Source organism: Nostoc sp. UHCC 0251 (assembly GCF_034932245.1).
Lineage (GTDB): Bacteria > Cyanobacteriota > Cyanobacteriia > Cyanobacteriales > Nostocaceae > Nostoc.
The window spans coordinates 1-18,204 of record NZ_JAYGHD010000022.1 but is presented as its reverse complement, the minus strand read 5'-3'; the positions used below and the strand labels follow the sequence as shown (position 1 = coordinate 18,204).

At 41.0% G+C, this 18,204-nt stretch carries 19 protein-coding genes; 11 read left to right on the top strand and 8 right to left on the bottom strand.

The window, feature by feature from the left end; all coding sequences use genetic code 11:
- Nucleotides 1-1,378: 1,378 nt before the first annotated feature.
- From VB740_RS04865 to VB740_RS04845, 5 genes are all read left to right on the top strand, one after another.
- Nucleotides 1,379-1,996 (top strand): hypothetical protein, encoded by a 618-nt coding sequence (locus tag VB740_RS04865; protein ID WP_323198933.1) that lies wholly within the window; start codon nucleotides 1,379-1,381, stop codon nucleotides 1,994-1,996.
- 20 nt (nucleotides 1,997-2,016) lie between these two features.
- Nucleotides 2,017-2,400 (top strand): hypothetical protein, encoded by a 384-nt coding sequence (locus VB740_RS04860; RefSeq protein WP_323198932.1) that lies wholly within the window; start codon nucleotides 2,017-2,019, stop codon nucleotides 2,398-2,400.
- Between the two features lie 128 nt (nucleotides 2,401-2,528).
- Nucleotides 2,529-2,909 (top strand): hypothetical protein, encoded by a 381-nt coding sequence (locus tag VB740_RS04855; protein WP_323198931.1) that lies wholly within the window; start codon nucleotides 2,529-2,531, stop codon nucleotides 2,907-2,909.
- 169 nt (nucleotides 2,910-3,078) lie between these two features.
- A complete protein-coding gene (locus tag VB740_RS04850) occupies nucleotides 3,079-3,429 on the top strand; it encodes a hypothetical protein (RefSeq protein ID WP_323198930.1) in 351 nt (116 codons plus the stop codon).
- Nucleotides 3,430-4,231: 802 nt separating this feature from the next.
- Nucleotides 4,232-4,411: a replication restart DNA helicase PriA gene (locus VB740_RS04845; protein WP_229465180.1), complete on the top strand. Its 180-nt coding sequence runs from the start codon at nucleotides 4,232-4,234 to the stop codon at nucleotides 4,409-4,411.
- Between the two features lie 77 nt (nucleotides 4,412-4,488).
- Here the strand turns inward: VB740_RS04845 and VB740_RS04840 are convergent, their stop codons facing one another.
- The 5 genes from VB740_RS04840 to lgt form a co-directional block, all read right to left on the bottom strand.
- Complete coding sequence (locus VB740_RS04840; protein WP_323198929.1) at nucleotides 4,489-4,959, bottom strand: hypothetical protein; 471 nt, start codon at nucleotides 4,957-4,959, stop codon at nucleotides 4,489-4,491.
- Nucleotides 4,960-5,397: 438 nt separating this feature from the next.
- Entirely contained in the window at nucleotides 5,398-6,492 is a 1,095-nt protein-coding gene (rlmN, locus tag VB740_RS04835; RefSeq protein WP_323198928.1) for a 23S rRNA (adenine(2503)-C(2))-methyltransferase RlmN, read from the bottom strand.
- Nucleotides 6,493-6,570: 78 nt separating this feature from the next.
- Entirely contained in the window at nucleotides 6,571-6,924 is a 354-nt protein-coding gene (locus VB740_RS04830; RefSeq protein WP_323198927.1) for a phenylpyruvate tautomerase MIF-related protein, read from the bottom strand.
- Nucleotides 6,925-7,033: 109 nt separating this feature from the next.
- Nucleotides 7,034-7,822, bottom strand: coding sequence for a precorrin-4 C(11)-methyltransferase (gene cobM, locus VB740_RS04825; RefSeq protein ID WP_323198953.1), 789 nt, complete (start codon nucleotides 7,820-7,822; stop codon nucleotides 7,034-7,036).
- A gap of 266 nt (nucleotides 7,823-8,088) precedes the next feature.
- Nucleotides 8,089-8,964: a prolipoprotein diacylglyceryl transferase gene (gene lgt / locus VB740_RS04820; protein ID WP_323198926.1), complete on the bottom strand. Its 876-nt coding sequence runs from the start codon at nucleotides 8,962-8,964 to the stop codon at nucleotides 8,089-8,091.
- 296 nt (nucleotides 8,965-9,260) lie between these two features.
- Between lgt and coaD the strand changes: the two genes are divergently transcribed.
- Together coaD and VB740_RS04810 are read left to right on the top strand one after the other, a co-directional pair.
- A complete protein-coding gene (coaD, locus tag VB740_RS04815; protein ID WP_323198925.1) occupies nucleotides 9,261-9,812 on the top strand; it encodes a pantetheine-phosphate adenylyltransferase in 552 nt (183 codons plus the stop codon).
- Nucleotides 9,722-10,390 carry a DivIVA domain-containing protein gene (locus tag VB740_RS04810; protein WP_323198924.1) on the top strand — a complete coding sequence of 223 codons (669 nt, stop codon included), beginning with the start codon at nucleotides 9,722-9,724 and terminating at the stop codon, nucleotides 10,388-10,390. Before coaD ends, VB740_RS04810 begins: the two co-directional genes overlap by 91 nt.
- A gap of 139 nt (nucleotides 10,391-10,529) precedes the next feature.
- Here the strand turns inward: VB740_RS04810 and VB740_RS04805 are convergent, their stop codons facing one another.
- The 3 genes from VB740_RS04805 to cysS form a co-directional block, all read right to left on the bottom strand.
- Nucleotides 10,530-11,876 carry a TldD/PmbA family protein gene (locus tag VB740_RS04805; RefSeq protein WP_323198923.1) on the bottom strand — a complete coding sequence of 449 codons (1,347 nt, stop codon included), beginning with the start codon at nucleotides 11,874-11,876 and terminating at the stop codon, nucleotides 10,530-10,532.
- A gap of 82 nt (nucleotides 11,877-11,958) precedes the next feature.
- Nucleotides 11,959-13,398: a TldD/PmbA family protein gene (locus VB740_RS04800; protein ID WP_323198922.1), complete on the bottom strand. Its 1,440-nt coding sequence runs from the start codon at nucleotides 13,396-13,398 to the stop codon at nucleotides 11,959-11,961.
- Nucleotides 13,399-13,490: 92 nt separating this feature from the next.
- Nucleotides 13,491-14,957, bottom strand: coding sequence for a cysteine--tRNA ligase (gene cysS / locus VB740_RS04795; protein WP_323198921.1), 1,467 nt, complete (start codon nucleotides 14,955-14,957; stop codon nucleotides 13,491-13,493).
- Nucleotides 14,958-15,220: 263 nt separating this feature from the next.
- Between cysS and VB740_RS04790 the strand changes: the two genes are divergently transcribed.
- From VB740_RS04790 to VB740_RS04775, 4 genes are all read left to right on the top strand, one after another.
- On the top strand, nucleotides 15,221-16,336 hold the full coding sequence (locus VB740_RS04790; protein WP_323198920.1) for a GTP-binding protein: 1,116 nt from the start codon (nucleotides 15,221-15,223) through the stop codon (nucleotides 16,334-16,336).
- Between the two features lie 232 nt (nucleotides 16,337-16,568).
- Entirely contained in the window at nucleotides 16,569-17,021 is a 453-nt protein-coding gene (gene dtd, locus VB740_RS04785) for a D-aminoacyl-tRNA deacylase (protein WP_323198919.1), read from the top strand.
- A gap of 103 nt (nucleotides 17,022-17,124) precedes the next feature.
- Nucleotides 17,125-17,466: a photosystem II reaction center protein Psb28 gene (gene psb28, locus VB740_RS04780; protein ID WP_323198918.1), complete on the top strand. Its 342-nt coding sequence runs from the start codon at nucleotides 17,125-17,127 to the stop codon at nucleotides 17,464-17,466.
- Between the two features lie 118 nt (nucleotides 17,467-17,584).
- Nucleotides 17,585-18,094 carry a MogA/MoaB family molybdenum cofactor biosynthesis protein gene (locus VB740_RS04775; RefSeq protein WP_416289215.1) on the top strand — a complete coding sequence of 170 codons (510 nt, stop codon included), beginning with the start codon at nucleotides 17,585-17,587 and terminating at the stop codon, nucleotides 18,092-18,094.
- Nucleotides 18,095-18,204: the final 110 nt, after the last annotated feature.

The window sequence follows — 18,204 nt, the reverse complement described above, 5'->3', positions numbered from 1 at the left end:
TAAATTAAAGGGTTAAAACCCCTTCTTCCAAAGAGAACCACTGCGTTGCAATGAATTCCTATGGAGAAGCAACCTACACGCAGCGTCTCTTAGAGAGGAGCAAGCGTCCGGTTCTCATGGTTGTAGAAAGAGGCGTGAGATAATGAATTTGAATTGTTAATAGTTGATGTAGCAATCTGATTTGATTGAGCAACTTACTTATGCAGGAGGGAACACGAAAGAAGAAAGGTACAGGAGTAGGATGTTTTTCAAAAGTCACATAGTAATCATATAAAGTTTGTTAACTTTATATGATTTCAATTATTGTTTATCTAAGTATTACTAATGATACAATGGTATTAATAATTTATGAGAAAGTTTATTTGATCTTTAAAAATTTGCTTGATTGACTAACTTTCCAAAAAGCTTATTTCAGCTTCATTTTATCTTTAAAGTTTTATTATCATTGCTTTAAAATTTTTGTTTATTCTCTCCTCCTTTAGAGCAGATCAATCCTAATTAAAATGATCAACTACTAACGGATAGTAGGATCAGCAGTTTAAATCGGTGTTTCTGGGGCTGACAATGGCAAGTGCTTGCAGTAAATTCCACGGATAACAAAGTTACTCAAAAGACAAATATCAAGAGATTATTAAAATCTTGTCTCTTCTAGCTAAAATCAATAGCTAATACCGTAATTCTTTGAGATGGCGCGTGTCGCTTGCTTCTTTTTTCACGCAGCGTTCAGTATGGAAGGAGTACGCAAAATTTAAAATGCTTATGATGGAACCTTTTGACTGCTTCTAATTTTAGCTTGATTTCTGCCGTGCTGTACTAATTAGGAAACGACAGAGCCAAGTTTAATAAGTTGACTAAAAGCTTGATATAAGAATGTTATGTAATTATTGAAAAGCCACACTAGGAAAAGCTGTACTTAAAACAAGCTTAGAGTCTCAGTATATTAGTAGAAATCAACCTGTAATTCTATATTCGTTTGATGGATATAAATCTTTGCCAATTTGCCAACTTCCCACTTAATCCCACAAAACCCCCCTCGTATTTTTTTTGGTTCGTTGAGAATATTAGTTTGTCATGAATAGCGAACAGCAAAATTTAATAACCCTCAACACTTTAAAGAGTAAATCAAGTGGTGGATACTACAAGCAATGTTACTCGTTATTATTTGATGAGGTAAAGTACCCAATTAATAAAACAAGTAGGTCAGCGTAAAAATTTGTCGTTGGGATAAGACAGGAAGTAGGAGATAGGGGGTAGGAGGCAAGAAGAAAGACAATTTTTTACGAATTCATCTTTCTTTGCAGAGTTTGGTTTTATTCTGCCAAGTTACTTAATCCATGACTCTTAACATCCTTCCTTTGCAATATCTAAAAAACTTCAAATGTTTAAAAAAGCTCTACGACTATTCACTAACCATTCCTTACTATGTTTACTCGGAGTAGTTAGCATAAATCTCGAAACCCAAGCGCAATCTGTCACTAACTCTGTTAATTCTCAATCTCAGCCTAATCAAGAGCAGATTCTTGATAATCAACAACGGAACTCTGCTGCAATTAATCAAACAGGAGTTTACAATCTTGGTGAATCGGCTACTTATAAGATTCAAGGATTAGCTGGAATAAATGTTGTATGTCCGCGGCCATCTTTAATATTAGGAACTTCTTTGAGTTCCTATGACGGGATTAGTTTCTCTAACAACGCCTCTTATGCTATGAATGCTGCTATAGTTTTCCCTCTGGGTGGAAGCCTAGAGAGTACTTGCAAACAAATGGCTGAAACTATTTCTCGTAAGACTCAATATGATGTAGAGATTATCAATGCTCGTGCTTGTGCTGAATTAATCAGTGCTGGTATCCAACTAAGCTCCGACAGCTTTCCTACGATTTCTGCTGTCTGTAAAGGGGTTGCTATAAACAGAACTAATACAAATGAACCTAACAAAGTTCCTAGGTTTCAGTCTCAAGAATTACCTAAAAATGAAGCTGAAAAAAACAACTAATTCACAAAGAGGATAAACTCATGAAAAAAGTTCTTGGTTTTGCTATTCTTGCTATCTTCTTAGCTACTCCTGCTTTTGCTGGTGAAACATTTGTGCGTACCGAAGATTCTTGGAGTGACAGCGTAACAAAGACTGATTTAAGACTTGATTCTAAGACTTTTTCACAACGTGACGAAGAATACACTTCTTGGGCTGACAAGGTTGACGTCAATGGTGATATTGATATCATTGATGGAACTGATGGTGGTACAACACTTTTCTTTGAAAAATTTTCCCTTTATACATCAGGTAGTGAGCTATATGGTACATATAGTGAAACTAATTGGACTAATCTTAGTGGTAGTATTAACACTACAACTAAAACATATACCAATTCTTACGAAACCACCGCAGGTGTTCGTTAGCTTTTAATAGTGCTTGATGCAATTTGACAAAGTTCTAGGGTGGTTAACCCACCTAGTACTTCTTTTAGTTCCTTTGGCAAGATTAGTTTCTCTGGCAAAGGCAACTAATTTATAATAAGGGCAAAGTAATGAAGAAAGTTCTCGGTTTAGCTATTCTTGCTACTTTGTTTGCTAGCCCTGCTTTAGCAGGTGAAACTTTTGTTTTGAACCAGTGGACAGTTCAGCAAAGCAGAACAGAGAGTGATTTAAACATCGATAATGTAACCAACTCAACTCGCACTCAAGATTACAACACTTCGTCTAGCAAGATTTCCATTGATGGTAAGCTTGAAACCGAATACGACAATGGTAAAGTCGGAGAATTTTTTCAAGATTTTACTATTCAAAATTCTGGTGCTGAACTAAATGGGAGTTTTTATGAAGAGATGAGAACTAGAGTCTGGGGTACAATTAATAGTATTGTAAATTCCTACTCCACTACCCGTGAAAGTAGCGCAGGTATTCGTTAGTTGTTACCCTACTTGATATAATCGGAGAAAATTGTAGGGTGGTTATTCCACCCTTTTTTTTATGAAATATTCAATATTATTAGCTGTTGCTTTATTGGCATGGATTGTATTTATTTATTCTCATAGAGGTTTTTCTATTACTCAGATGCCTACTTTATTTATAAACTCTATGTTCAAAGCCTTTAATGAAAATCCTAATGAAACTAAGACTATACAAATTCAACAGATAAATTTGTCATCTGAAATCAGAGAAAATTTATATAACTCTATATCTACAGGTATGTCTTATGATGAAGTTCGTTCCATTATAGGGTGGGATGGTATCTTGATTTATGAAAACAATATCGATTCTGCTGATGGACTAATACATGAGAAGGTTTACCAGTGGAACGATCAAGATGTCTATTTGAGCGATCGCAAATCTCAAAGAGCAGATATTATCAATCCATACTGGAGTTTCACACTTAGATTTCAAAATGATATCCTCATCAATAAAGCATCTTTTAACCTACAAACTTAGAGTGGCGATCGCTAATACTAACTGTATTAATACTTAACAATCGCTATCTGATAGTACTCAACAACGGTTAGTTATACTTATAAACACTACATTACTAACCCGTTGTTAAAAATCTTCTTGCACAGTCAGAACCTGATAAGACAATATCATCCCTTGCTAGAACACCAATTCAGCCATCCTGGAAGAACCCTCCCTGAACCCTTGTAGGGTTGGGGAGTTAGGTTTTAATTACTGACTCAATGCTCTAGGTTGCGGTTGTAATCTCCTTTAGTAGTAGCGCAGAAATCACACGCCAAGAGATTTGGAGCGGCTCTTGAAGTTCTGAGCCGAGCGAAAAAAGCCGTTGCTTGAGAAGTTCGCTAGTTTTAATGAAATTACCTCACCAGAATTAATGTCATAAATCTTGCTAGGAAACATTAACTAAATCTTAAGGTAGAGATTTTGTTACCAAAGATACAGTATTTTTATAGGTTTAGTTTTTGAATACAAGAATAGCTTTTTTGTAATCGTCTAAAATCACTAAAAACAAGGCTCTCTCAAGGCATTATTCATAGGGATCAGTAAATCTCTAAGCAGCATTTGATTAAAAAACAATTTATGTATCTAAAGTAGGAGGGTAAAATCACTTAAATTTTCGGATAATATACAAAGATTTCAAAATTTTTTCAAATCTGAAATTTTGTTTAAAATAATCGGACAATATTACAGCAGTTTGTTAAGTTGGGTCGAACCAGAATTTTTACTGGTTTAACTTCTTTCTACCTTTCCCAAATAAAAAATAATTACAACCAGGGGTTTTAAAATGCAGATAGTACAAAAGATTTACTGTCCAAATTGTGGCAGCCATGCAGAGCGTTATTATATTTCTGATAGTCAATTAACTCGGACACAATGCCCAAGTTGTGACTATTTAATGATTAGTTGTACTCGTACCGGCAAAGTCATTGAGGCATATGCCCCTGGCATACACGCACACCGCTAGATAATAAAAATTAAAAGTTGGAGAATGTTTTCTCTAATTTTTAATAATAAAGGTTATTTATTAATAATTTTAAACTCTCATAAGTTATTCTTTTGCTGTCTGAGTTCCTGCTGGCGTCTCTGTTGTTCTAATCTTAATTGTTGCTGTTGTCTAATTTGTTGATCTTGTCTGAATTGTTGCTGTTGTATTCTTAGTTGTTGCTGTCGTGTAAATTCTTGCCGTTGTCGTGTAAATTGTTCTTGTTGTAGTCTCAGTTGTTGCTGGCGTATCAGTTCTTGCCGTTGTTGTGTAAATTGTTGCTGTTGTAGTCTCAGTTGTTGTTGTAGTTGTGGTTGCTGAAATTGTTGCCGAAGCAATGTTTCCTTAAATTGCTCTTGTGTTCGCTGAGTTTGCTCCTCTTGTTGTCGTCTCATTCTTTCGTCAAAAGACTCAGGTTGCTGAGGATTCGTCTGAAGGATTTGTGCATAGGCAGGAGAATTAATCGATAAAGCTTTTGCAAGCACAATCAATAGTAGCCATGCTTTAACAATTAATAAGCGATTCAACATACAGTTATTTCCTCAATTGTTATAGGTTAGGTTTAGCGATCGCTAAACCCTAAAAATGTCAATATATAAATGTAGGGGATTGAATATAGGCTTGCGTAATGGTTTCGGCGAGCTTCCTCAACGCACTTATATCCTCCAGTCCATAACCTTCACTAAATATCAGTGCATTGAGAATGGCTACCTAAATCAAGGTTATATCTGATGCATTATCTTGATTTTGCATAAAAATCCAGTTTTTTAGATATTCATCTTCATTAAATTATACATTCACATTTTTACATGGGTTGCCGGATTTCCGTAATCCATCTACCTGCGGCGGGTAGGTTAAAAATAGGATTTCAGACAGTTTTACACCATAGATAAACAGAGATAATTTTCAAGTTACATCTGCGTTTATCTGTGGTTCCATGTTTATTCATAAAATTGACTGCAAGAGGTTTAATTCTTACTTGCTCTGAGTTGTCCACAAGCAGCATCAGCTTCTAAACCACGGGAATAACGAACGCTAACGGCAGTATTTTGCTGTTTAAGGACGTTCACAAAAGCTTGAATGCGATCGCGGTTGGGGCGTTTGTAGTCTACTTCTTGGATGGGATTGTAAGGAATCAAATTCACATGACTTTGAAATCCTCGCATACATTTTGAAAGTTCTAATGCGTGTTCTGGTAAATCATTAACACCAGCCAGGAGAACATATTCAAAGGTAACGCGGCGTCCAGTGATTTCTACATATTCTCGACATTCAGCCAGCAAATCTTCTAGAGGATAGGCGCGGGCGCTGGGGATGAGTTTTTCCCGCAGTGCTTGGTTGGGTGCGTGGAGACTAACAGCGAGAGTGATTTGCAAATTGTTTTGCGCGAACTGACGGATACGATCGCGAATTCCCACTGTAGAAACAGTAAGCGATCGCTGCCCAATACCGATATCTTGATTCAGGGATTTCAGGGCTGCTAGGACATTCTCAGTATTCAACAACGGTTCACCCAGTCCCATAAACACCACATTGCTAACCCGTTGCCGAAAATCTTCTTGCACAGTTAACACCTGATCAACAATTTCATGCCGTGCTAGGTTGCGCTTGTAGCCTCCCTTACCAGTAGCGCAGAAATCACACGCCATTGGGCAACCTACCTGAGTAGAGACGCAAACTGTCAAACGGGCTTTTGGGCCTTCTCCCCTTTCTGCAAAGGTAGGGATACCAACAGTTTCAATAATTTGATCGTCTGCTAATCGCAAAAGATATTTGACTGTGCCATCGGGTGCTTCAGAGCGATAATGTAAAGTTGAGCGCCCAATAGGGATTTCTGCTACTTCTTTCCGCCATTGCTTGGAGAAGACAGAAATATCAGCTAGCGATCGCACTCCCTTATCATAGATCCATTCATGCAGCTGCTTTGCTCTGTAAGTAGGTTGTCCTTGCTGCTCCACCCAAGCACTTAACTCCGCCAGAGAAGCACCGAGAAGAGGGGGAATTAATTCTGATTTTACTGGGTTGTGTAACTCAACTTGAGATACAAAAGGCGTAGCAGACATAAAAAATCAAGAGTTGATGTAGGATCTCTATCCTACACCTGCCAGATTAACTTAGTCTTGACCGAAGAAGACGGGGAATTAACCAAAGGTTGTACCGTTCCAGCCCCACATTGCACCCTTAGCGTCTGCAAACTCTATATAAATTCGATTTTTTGGCACACCTAGAGTTTGGTTAATCTCCTGGCAAAAGTCCTGGCTCATTGCTGCGGTTTGGTCTGGCTTCATCGTACCAACGCTCTTAATTTCAATGTAGCAAACTGGGTCTGTATTCCCGGCAAAAGTCATAGGAATTTCTGGCTCAAAAGCAGTCATGACGTATGATTCTGGTTTTCCCAAATGTTTCGCTAACTTGGCTGATAGGTTTAAAAGCATTGATTCAATTTCAGCTTTTTGAGGAGCCGATGCAGAAGTTTGCACTTTAATTAATGGCATATAGCGTTCCTATTTGATTTGTGAATTTATTTGTAGAGAGAGGCAAGAGGCAAGAGGCAATAGGCAATAGGCAATAGGGAAAGATTAATTGTTTCTTGCTTATTATTTATTAATGAGATGAACGAAATAGATGACTATGTTCGGGATGATATAAACGCGATCGCCCTTTATTTGCCGAGAGTGCGGGACTGATTATATAAAGTGTAGTGCGAATTAGTTTTTCTTTATGAGTGCAGTCTGCCATTTCATTCAGGGGAACAACCCTGATTTTTTCATCGGGCCATCCGACGCGAAAGCAGATTGCAATAGGGGTTTCGGCTGGGTAATGTTCGAGTAGTTTGGCTTGGGCATTTTCGATGTGACGCGCACTCAAATACAGGCAGAGGCTAGCCTGATGTGCTGCAAGAGTAGCTAATTCTTCAGTGGCGGGGACTTCTGTACGTCCGCTGATCCGTGTCAAAATGATGGTTTGGACTAAACCAGGGACAGTTAATTCTACTTTGAGTTTGGCGGCAGCAGCTTGAAAGGCGCTGATACCTGGGATGACTTCAAAAGGAATATTTGCCTCTGCGAGGAGGTGCATTTGCTCGTGGATGGCGCTGTAGAGACTAGGATCGCCAGAATGGAGACGGACTAGAGATTTATTTTGCGATCGCACCCTATCGATCATGATCGCCAAAATCTCTTCTAAAGTCTGATTCGCAGTCTTAATGATTTCCGCATCTTTTCGGCAAAGTTCTAAAATCTGTTCGGGTACTAAAGAATCAGCAAATAGAATCACATCAGCAACAGCTAGTAGCTTCTGTGCCTTTACCGTTAATAAATCAGGATCTCCAGGGCCTGCTCCGACAATATACACAGATGGTTCTATCGCATATAGCGTTTTTTTATAACTCAGGTTTTCTGTATATTCACTTTCAGAAGAACACACGGCAATTCCTCAAAAAACTTTTTTGATATTTTCTCAGTATCTTTCCGGATTCACCCTCTTTCCCTAGTAGAGAGTAATGGTAGATGCACCCTGGTTAAGCCCTAGAAAATATTCTGGGGCATTTTTTATTTTTTGGGAATCGGGTATTGGGCATTGGGCATTGGGCATTAGTTATTATTCTTTCTTCCCCTGCTCCCCCTGCCTCCCCTGCCCCCTCTGCCTCCCCTGCTCCCTCATCCCCTCATCTCCCCATCTCCCTTAGGAGTAGGAACTACATCGGGTAAAGGGCGTTTGAGTAAGTAAAGCCAAGCTAATCCAGCTAATCCAAATAAAATTCCTAGACTACTGACTATTTGTGCTATCCGTAACGGCCCCAGCATCAAGCTATCAGTGCGAAAACCTTCAATCCACAAGCGTCCTAAGCTGTAGGCTGGCCAGTAAACTAGAAACAGCGTGCCTACCTTCAAACGTGGCTTACCGGATAAAGACCGGAAAAACAATGTTATTAGTATTGCAAACACCGCTAAATCCCACAAAGATTCGTATAGAAAAGTGGGATGGAAGTAATCGAAACTCGCATACTCTACAGGGCGATGGTCTGGTGGAATATACAGCTTCCAAGGTAAATTTGTGGGATCGCCAAAAGCTTCAGAATTAAAGAAATTGCCCCAACGTCCGATCGCCTGCCCTAAAATCAGCGAAGGCGCTACTAAATCTGCCAGTTGCCAGAAAGAAACCTGCTTGATTTTGGCAAAGATTAAGGCAGCCAAAACGCCACCAAGAATTGCTCCATGAATGGCAATACCTCCTTCCCAGATGGCAAAGATTTTTTCTGGAGTTGGGGCATATTTTGACCACTCAAAGAAAACGTAATATAGCCGTGCGCCAGGAATTGCCCCAATCAACAACCAAAAGAATAAATCGCCTAACAACTCAGGATTAACATTACGGCGCTTTGCCAATTCCTGGGAAAGGATGACGCCAATTAACACTGCTGTAGCAATCAATAAGCCATACCAGCGGATACTTAGTGGCCCTAATTTCACCAGAATCGGTCCTGGAGAAGTAAATTGAAACGCCAAGGGCAAGGTGGAAAAATCCAGTGCCATGAAAAATTACCTAGAAAAGTTCGTTAACTACCCGCGCACTTTGCTAAGTACGGAGTTTCTTTGGCTTTGAATACTGGAACTGCACTTAAATCCTCCACAAAATTGTAGGGACATAGGTAAAAAACCAGTATCCATATTTAGGAGTCTAGTTCCTAATGCCTAGTTGAGCATATACTTGTGCCACTAAAACAATTGAGTTTAGCATCCTGACTCTGAGCGCGAGATGGTAGATTTGAGTAAGTTACACAAAACGGTTTCGATATAATCACCTAAACAACTTTGATATATCTAAAATTGTGATTGCTATTTATCCTGGTAGCTTCGACCCCATCACTTTGGGACACCTCGACCTCATCCAGCGCAGTAGTCGGCTGTTTGAGCGGGTGATTGTCGCTGTACTGCGGAACCCCAACAAAATGCCACTTTTTAGCGTGCAGCAACGGCTAGATCAGATTCGTCATTCTACACAACATCTACCTAATGTAGAAGCAGACAGCTTTGATGGTCTTACCGTCAACTATGCCCAAATGCGACAAGCCCAAGTTTTACTGCGGGGTTTACGAGCTGTATCAGATTTTGAAGTGGAACTGCAAATGGCTCACACCAATAAAACTCTTTCTACCGAAATAGAAACAGTTTTTCTCGCAACCTCAAATGAGTATAGTTTTTTAAGTAGTAGTGTGGTAAAAGAGATTGCAAGGTTTGGTGGCTCTATCGATCATCTCGTTCCCCCACACATTGCCCTAGATATATACCAATGCTACAATCACAACTCTCCAATGTTGAACCCAATCTCAACGGAAGCAATCCCCCCCCTCAAGAGTATCTCGGTGGAGAGGGAAGCGTAGATATTCAGCAGGAACTCAACCGCCTAGAGGAAATGGTTCTCTCTAGTCTCAGGATTCCGCTGACGGGACGCACTCTCATAGATGAAGAAAAGCTCCTGGATCAGCTTGATTACATCCGGCTTGCCTTGCCATCGCTTTTTCAAGAAGCAGCAGCTATCCTCGACCAAAAGGATGAAATTCTGCTGGAAGCTGAAGAGTATGGACAACAGGTTGTTGAGGCTGCCCAAGCAAAAAGAGCGCAAATTTTAGCTGAAAGCGATATTATTCACCAGGCAGAACAAGAAGCTGAACAACTGCGGCGACAGGTGCAGAAAGAGTGCGAGGGAATAATGCAAGAAACCCTCGCCGAGATTGACCGCAAGCGGTATGCTTGTCAGCAAGAGTTAGAGCAAATGCGACAAACTGCGATCGCTCAGGCTCAAGAAATTGAAGATGGGGCTGATGCATATGCCGATGGCATCCTGGGAAATATTGAGCAGGATCTTAAGGATATGTTGCGAATTATTACCAACGGACGGCAACAATTGCAAATTGATAACCTCACTCAGCGCAATTCACCTCCAGGTAAGAAAAAATAGAGATTCTAACGATAGATGGGCAAAAATTATAAGTTGGGTTAAGCAATAGCGAAACCCAACAATTTTTATTAAGAAAATTCTTGATTTTCTATACCTAACTGGTAATAGGTTTAAAATTTTGGCTTTTAATTAAAAATGATTACAGAGTATAAGTAAAATCTTTTACCAGCATACCGGGAACTAAACTACCTCCCAGTTGGCGGCTTTCGTATGTACCTACTTCGGGAATAAACTCCTGAAAATTGGTTAAATCTATTAAGTTTTCTCCCCAAAAGCGATAAAGACTTTCATCAAAACGTAAGTTTTCAATAGGGGCGATAATTTCTCCGTTTTCTACCCAAAAACAAGCATAACGGGTCATACCTGTGATTCTACCAGTGTGGCGATCGCTCCAATTCAAGTAATGTAAATTAGATACATATAGTCCGGTATCTAAACTTGGAAGAATCTGCTCAAAGACTAAATTTCCCATACTCACTTCTGGCGCTCGTAAAGTCTCTGAACCATTAGCACCGTTGGCAATTTTTTGATATTCCTTAGCAGTGCGAGAATTCACCAAGGTGTTTACTAAATGCCCTTTTTCTATTACAGGTAACTCCGGTGCTGCCATTTCTCCCAATTCATTAAATCGCGGCACTAATCCTCGCTGAAAATTTTCTTTCAAACTAAATCTTGGAGAAAGTTGTTTTTCTTGACGCGATAAAGCAGCTAAAGCACTGTTTCCTTGTTGGATATCAGCTTCGCTGACTGCTCCCCAAGAAAGCATTGCTAATAAATCTGCAACCGCAGCAGGTGCAAAATAAGTTTTGTATTGTCCCCGTGGCAATTCTTTCGCTGGGCGACAAAGCAATTCGAGTTGCTTTTTGGCTTCGCTAATTTTGGCTACATAAGCAGATTCATCCCAATCACTTCCTGCAAATGTGCCCTTAACTGCTTGTCCAGAAGCGGAAAATAGAGAATAATCTAAGGTAAAAGAATCAGTAGCAAACCAGTGTTGTTGACCACTGGAATCACCATAAGCTTTAATGACTATTCCTCCAGCATATATACCAGTAAAATCTAATTCAGCAACTAGTTCTAGTACAGTTGGTACTACTGCCTCCGCCGCCAACAAATTCCCAGAATGTACTTCCCGGCTGGTATTATTTCCTGATGGCAAAACTAGATACGGATCGATGGGTAATAGAATAAGTTCGTCACGTAGTTCTTGCAAAGCAGTATATGCTAACTGCCAATCTACGTCCCAATTTCCAGTAAAAGGAAACTGTCGAACACTGCTGCGCTGATCTGCCATCAGAGTCAGTTCGATCCAACCATCAGCAACACAACCAGTTTGCCGCACTTTCGCATGATTGAAACGAGTAAATTGACTTCTTTCACTGCTGAGTTTGACAGTGAATTGTTCACTTTCAGCTTTTTTAATCAGCAGAGTTTCAATCAGTCGATTAAAGCTGACTTCTAACGCAGATAATTCCTCAATTTTCATAGATATTAAATATTAATCGGGAGTGGGGAGTAGGGAGTGGGGACGTGGAGAATGAAAATATCTCTGTGTCCCCGTGTCCTCTTCAAGTTCCTCCACCAAAAACTTCGACATTAGCAAATACGCAAACAGGGGAACCGTGTCCTACCCAAATGGCCTGATTTGGTTCTCCTTTACCACAATAAGGAGTACCATACATTTGCCAGTTTGTGGCATCGCCTACTTGGATTAAACTATGCCAAAACTCTGGTGTTGTGGCGCGATAGTTAGGATTGCGGAGGGTTTTGGTGAATTTACCATTTTCAATTAATTTAGCGTACTCGCAACCAAATTGAAATTTGTAGCGGCGATCGTCAATTGACCAAGAACGGTTAGATTCCATGTAAACGCCGTGTTCTATCCCGCCAATAATGTCTTCAAAGCTAGCGTTTAGAGGCTCTAAATTTAAGTTTGCCATGCGATCAATCGCTGGTCGATTCCATGAAGAAGCACGGGCACAGGCTACTCCTGCTACACCTGCTCTTGCTTGACTCTCTAGGCTGCCTACACCTCGTTGGAGTATACCTTCTTTAACCAAATACTCCCGTGTTGCTACAGCACCAGTATCATCAAAGCCATAGCTAGCAAATTCACCAGGCACGGTGGGATCAAAGGTAATATTCATCAGTGGCGAACCATATACTAGGTTGCCAAAATCACTTTTATTAACAAAGCTGCCCCCAGCATAGTTACGCTCATCTCCTAAAATTCGGTCAATTTCTAGAGGATGCCCGACACTTTCATGGATTTGCAGCATCATTTGGTCTGGGGCTAAAACTAAATTGGTACGGGTGGTTGGGCATTCTTCTGCTGTTAATAGTTCTACTGCCTGTTCGCCAATTTGCCGCGCCCGATGCCATAAGTTTTCTTGTTTTAAAAGTTCTAAGCCACCTTGGTAACAGTTTGCCTGAGAACCGTTGTTGCTGCGTTGCTGGACGATCGCACCATCTTGAGCGGTGGCTCCATAATGAGTGGCTATAGATAGAATTTTTTGATAGACTTCTGAGCCATTGCTGCTAATAAACCAAGACTCTCTCTCGATGGTGCTAGCACTGGCTATGGTTTGCACAATCTTGTCGTCAACTTTTAGCGTTTGGCAAATTTGAATCAGTAAATCATTGATTTCTCCCGGACTCAAAGCATCCAATGGCTCAAGAAATGGAGATTTATATTCACCAACGACTTTAGGACGCTCACTTTCACGGAAGGGGTGTATCCACCATTCACTGGCTGCTAGTGCCTGTTTATAGGCTGTTTCAGCAGCAGCTTGGAGGGAAGACAGTTCGAGAGAGTTAGTTGCTGCATAACCCAGACAGCCATTGACCAAAACTTCCAGCATGGCTCCGACAGTGAAGGATTTGCCATTTAGCTGGGGTAAGCCGTCACGAACTGAACGGGTAGTAGAAGTCTCCTTTACGGCTCTAATACCAATCCAATCAGCGGGAATGTCGAAACTAGCGATCGCTTTCTTAAGTTCAGACCACATAATTTAAGGAATGGGGAAGTGGGGAATGGGGAAGTGGGGAATGGGGAATGGGGAATGGGGAATGGGGAATTTCCCCCTACTCCCCACTCTCCCTAATTCCGATGCCAGCGCGTACCATCACGGCTATCAATTAGCGTAATACCTTCTGCTTGGAGTTCGTCACGGATGCGATCGCTTTCGGCAAAATTCTTGGCTTTACGTGCTTCTTGCCTTTGCTGAATTTTCACTTCAATTTCTGCATCGCTTAAACTATCATTCATAGGAATTTCCGCTTCTATCTCGGCTTCTAAACCTAAAACTCCAGCCAATGTGACAAGAGTTTGCCATTGACGCTGTAACTCATCAGGGGAAGTTTCGGTTTGCCCTTCATGCACAATAATATTTCCCTCACGGCGCAATTCTTTGGCTAATTCAAACAGCACTGCTAATCCACCAGGAAAATTAAAGTCGTTATTTACAACTTCTTGAAAGCGTTCAATAGTTTCAGGAAGTAGTGAGGCACTTCCTACTCCCCACTCCCCACTCCCCACTCCCCATCCTAGTTTTTTGCCGTATTGGTAGCCGAAAAGTAAACCTTCTTTAATGGTGTGCCAACCGTTGGTTGCTGCGGCGATCGCTTCGTCGGTAAAATCAATTGGTGTGCGATATTGCGCTGTCAACACAAATAACCGCACCGCCATCGGGTCAACTCCTCGATCCAGCAATTCTCGAATAGTGATAAAGTTGCCCAAAGATTTGGACATTTTTTCACCATCTACTTTTACCATGCCGTTATGAAGCCAGTAACGCGCCAGAGGTTTTCCTGTTACAGCCTCAGATTGGGCAATTTCGTTTTCGTGATGGGGAAAAATTAAGTCAGCACCACCAGCATGAATATCTATGGTATCGCCCAAGCGATCGCGTACCATTGCCGAGCATTCTATATGCCACCCTGGACGACCTGCGCCCCAAGGTGACTCCCAAGCTGGTTCTCCCGGTTTTGCTGCCTTCCATAAAGCAAAATCAAAGGGGTCTTTCTTTTTCTGGTACTCTGGATCTTCTACGTTAACGCGATCGCTTTTCCCAGCTTGCATATCTTCTAACTTGCGTCCAGAAAGTTTGCCATACTCAGCAAACTGCCGCACTGCATAATATACATCGCCGTCAGCAGGGTAAGCAAAACCCTTATTTTCCAACTCATGAATTAACCGTTGAATGCCATTCATGGTATGGGTAGCACGGGGATATTCATCAGCTTCTTTGATTCCCAGCCGTGCCATATCCTCAAAATATGCTTTGATAAAGCGATCGGCTACAGCTTCCATTGATGAATGTTCAACACAAGCTCGATTGAGAATCTTGTCATCAATATCAGTAAAATTTTGGATATATCGGACTTCATAGCCGATAAACTGGAGGTATCGGCGCACAACGTCCCAAACGATGCAAGCTCTGGCATGACCCAAATGGCAGTAATCGTACACCGTCACGCCGCAGTAATACATCTTAACCTTGCCTGGTTCGACTGTTTCAAACGGTTCTTGACGACGGGTGAGGCTATTGTAAAGGGTTAGGGTCATAACAGAGTAATGCTGAAATAAGGAGATACGTAATAATAGGGTAAAGCAGCTGGGATGACAGTCCAGCATCCCTATGCTAGTACGTCACGGCGGAAATCAACATACTATTGGACAAAATCTCGAAAGCTTAGAAATCAAGGGTTTTTGACTTTTGACACTTCGACTTCGCTCAGTGTTAACTTTTGACTTCCGTCTTGCGGCGCTAGTGTTTTCTGGACTATCTGCGCTACAGTACTATTTTTTGACTATTTGATAACAGCGCTATGCAATCAGCAGTTACATCCGAATCTTCGGCAATGGATACGCCCAAACAAGGAATGCCTGTAACAATTATTACGGGTTTTCTCGGTAGCGGCAAGACGACTTTACTCAATCATATCCTCAACAACCAACAGGGTTTAAAAACCGCTGTTCTAGTAAATGAATTTGGCGAAATTGGCATCGACAACGAGCTAATTGTTTCCACTGGTGAGAACATGGTGGAGCTAAATAATGGTTGTATCTGCTGCACTATTAATAATGATTTGGTAGATGCAGTTTACAAAGTTTTAGAACGCCAAGAAAATCTAGATTATTTAGTAGTGGAAACAACTGGATTAGCAGATCCGCTACCAGTAGCTCTAACATTTTTGGGCACAGAATTGCGAGATTTAACTCGCTTGGATTCGATTATTACCGTAGTAGACGCGGCAAATTACAGCCTAGATTTATTTAACTCTCAGGCGGCATACAGCCAGATTGCCTATGGCGATGTAATTGTGCTGAACAAGACTGATTTGGTTGATGAAGCCACTTTAAATGAGTTAGAAACCAAAATTAACGAAGTTAAGGAAGGAGCGAGAATTCTCCGCACCACGCGATCGCAAGTGCCACTTCCGTTAATTCTCAGTGTTGGTCTGTTTGAGTCTGATAAATATTTTGACACAGTGGTGGATGAACACCACGATCATGATCATGAGCATCACGACCATGATGATCACGATCACTCAACATGCGGTCACGATCATCACGACCATGATCACGATCACCACGATCATCACCATCATTCTGACCATTTAGAAAATGATGGTTTTACTTCCATCTCTTTCCAAAGCGACAAGCCTTTTTCTATTAGGAAGTTTCAGTATTTCTTAGATAACCAGCTGCCCTCAAATATCTTCCGAGCGAAAGGGATTATGTGGTTTGATGAAAGTCCGAAGCGTCATATTTTCCACCTTTGCGGTAAACGCTTTACCTTGGATGATGATGAATGGCAAGGTAAATTGAAGAACCAGCTAGTGCTGATTGGTCAAAATTTGGATCGTGAGGCTTTAATTAGTCAACTCGAAAATTGCATTTGTCTACCTTCAACCTCTCGCGGTAAAGGCTTTGGCAAATAATTAGAGACGCGATTAATCGCGTCTGTACAAAAGTTAAGAGTTTAATATTCGTAATCGTTCCCAGGTTCGACCTGGGAATGCATTCCCAATGGCTCCGCCATAGATTTGAACAATGAGAAATAAGATAATAGCGTAGGCGTAGCTCTTCGTAGACATCGCTTCTTTACTCCCCTACATTTACGCGGGAGTGTTTCACCAATAATTACGAATTACGAATTACGAATTAGTTAAAATGCGCGTTGTTATCCAGCGAGTGAAATCATCTCAAGTTACAGTTAATGTTGAAATTGTCGGCAAAATTGGGCGGGGGCTAAATTTGCTTGTAGGCGTAGCCAATACCGATACTTATGCTGAAATCGACTGGATGGTGCGTAAGTGCTTGGAATTACGCCTGTTTCCTGACGAGGAAGGAGACGATCGCTGGCAAAAATCTGTACAAGAAATCGGTGGTGATTTGTTAGTAGTCAGTCAGTTTACCCTTTATGGTGACTGTCGCAAAGGCCGCCGTCCTTCTTTTGACCGTTCAGCCGCTCCCCAATCAGCAGAAGATTTGTATAATCGTTTTGTTACCAAGTTAAAAGCTAGCGGTTTGCAGGTGGAAACAGGCCAATTTGGTGCAATGATGCAAGTCACAATTGAAAATGATGGCCCTGTCACTTTGTTACTTGAAAAAGAAGCGATTTAAGTACATACACTAAAAAAGGAATAACAGTAGCCTCTAGACCTTGGTGTTCTAATTGATGAGAGAATATTAAATTAACCATCACAAAAGTTTAAATTCAGTCATCATGGCGAAAATCCAGTTTTCTAAAGGTCTTGACGAAGAAGTAACTCCAGAGGTGCGCTTGACGCGATCGCGCACTGGTGACAGTGGCACAGCGACATTTATTTTTACAAATCCTAAGATTTTAGATCAAGGTAGCACCGAAGATATTACCGGGATGTACCTGATTGACGAAGAAGGAGAGATAATTACCCGTGAAGTTAAAGCTAAATTTATCAACGGGAAACCAGAAGCATTAGAAGCACTTTACGTGATGAAATCTGCTCAGGAATGGGATCGCTTTATGCGCTTCATGGAGCGGTATGCTGAAGAAAACGATCTGGGACTGAGTAAAAATGAGGCATAGGGCATAGGGCATAGGGCATTGGGCATTGGGCATGGAGCCATCGGTAATTATTGTCATGCCCAATGCGTCATTCGCCATGCCCAATTATCTATGATCAAAAGTTCATGACTTACCTATAATGCTACAACCCCACCCAGACTCGCTTGGGATTACGGTAATTTGTGCTGTGGTTACTGTCAGCGATACACGCACTTTGGAAACAGACAAAAGTGGCCAACTAATTCAGCAGTTACTCCTTGATGCTAACCATGCTGTAGGAGCCTACACGATTATCAAAGATGAACCAACACAAATTCAAGGGCAAATAAAAAATCTGGGTGAAAGCTCAAATTTGGATGCTGTAATTTTCAATGGTGGTACAGGTATTGCACCAAGAGATACCACCTACGATGCTATTGAGAAATTACTGGAGAAAACCTTACCAGGATTTGGTGAGTTATTTCGTTTTTTAAGTTATCAAGAAATTGGTTCGCGGGCGATCGCTTCTCGCGCTGTTGCTGGTGTTTATCAAGATAAATTAATCTTCTCGCTTCCTGGTTCCAGTAATGCTGTGCGTCTGGCAATGGAAAAACTGATTTTGCCTGAACTCACTCACTTGGTAAGTCAGATGTGTAAGGGAGTGAAATGAGCAGCCCTTCAAAAAGTTACTATGTTAAACAATTCGCAATTCGCAATTCGCAATTCGCAATTACGTTTTGTAATGGGGATTTAGACCCCAACACAAAACAAGCTTTGGCA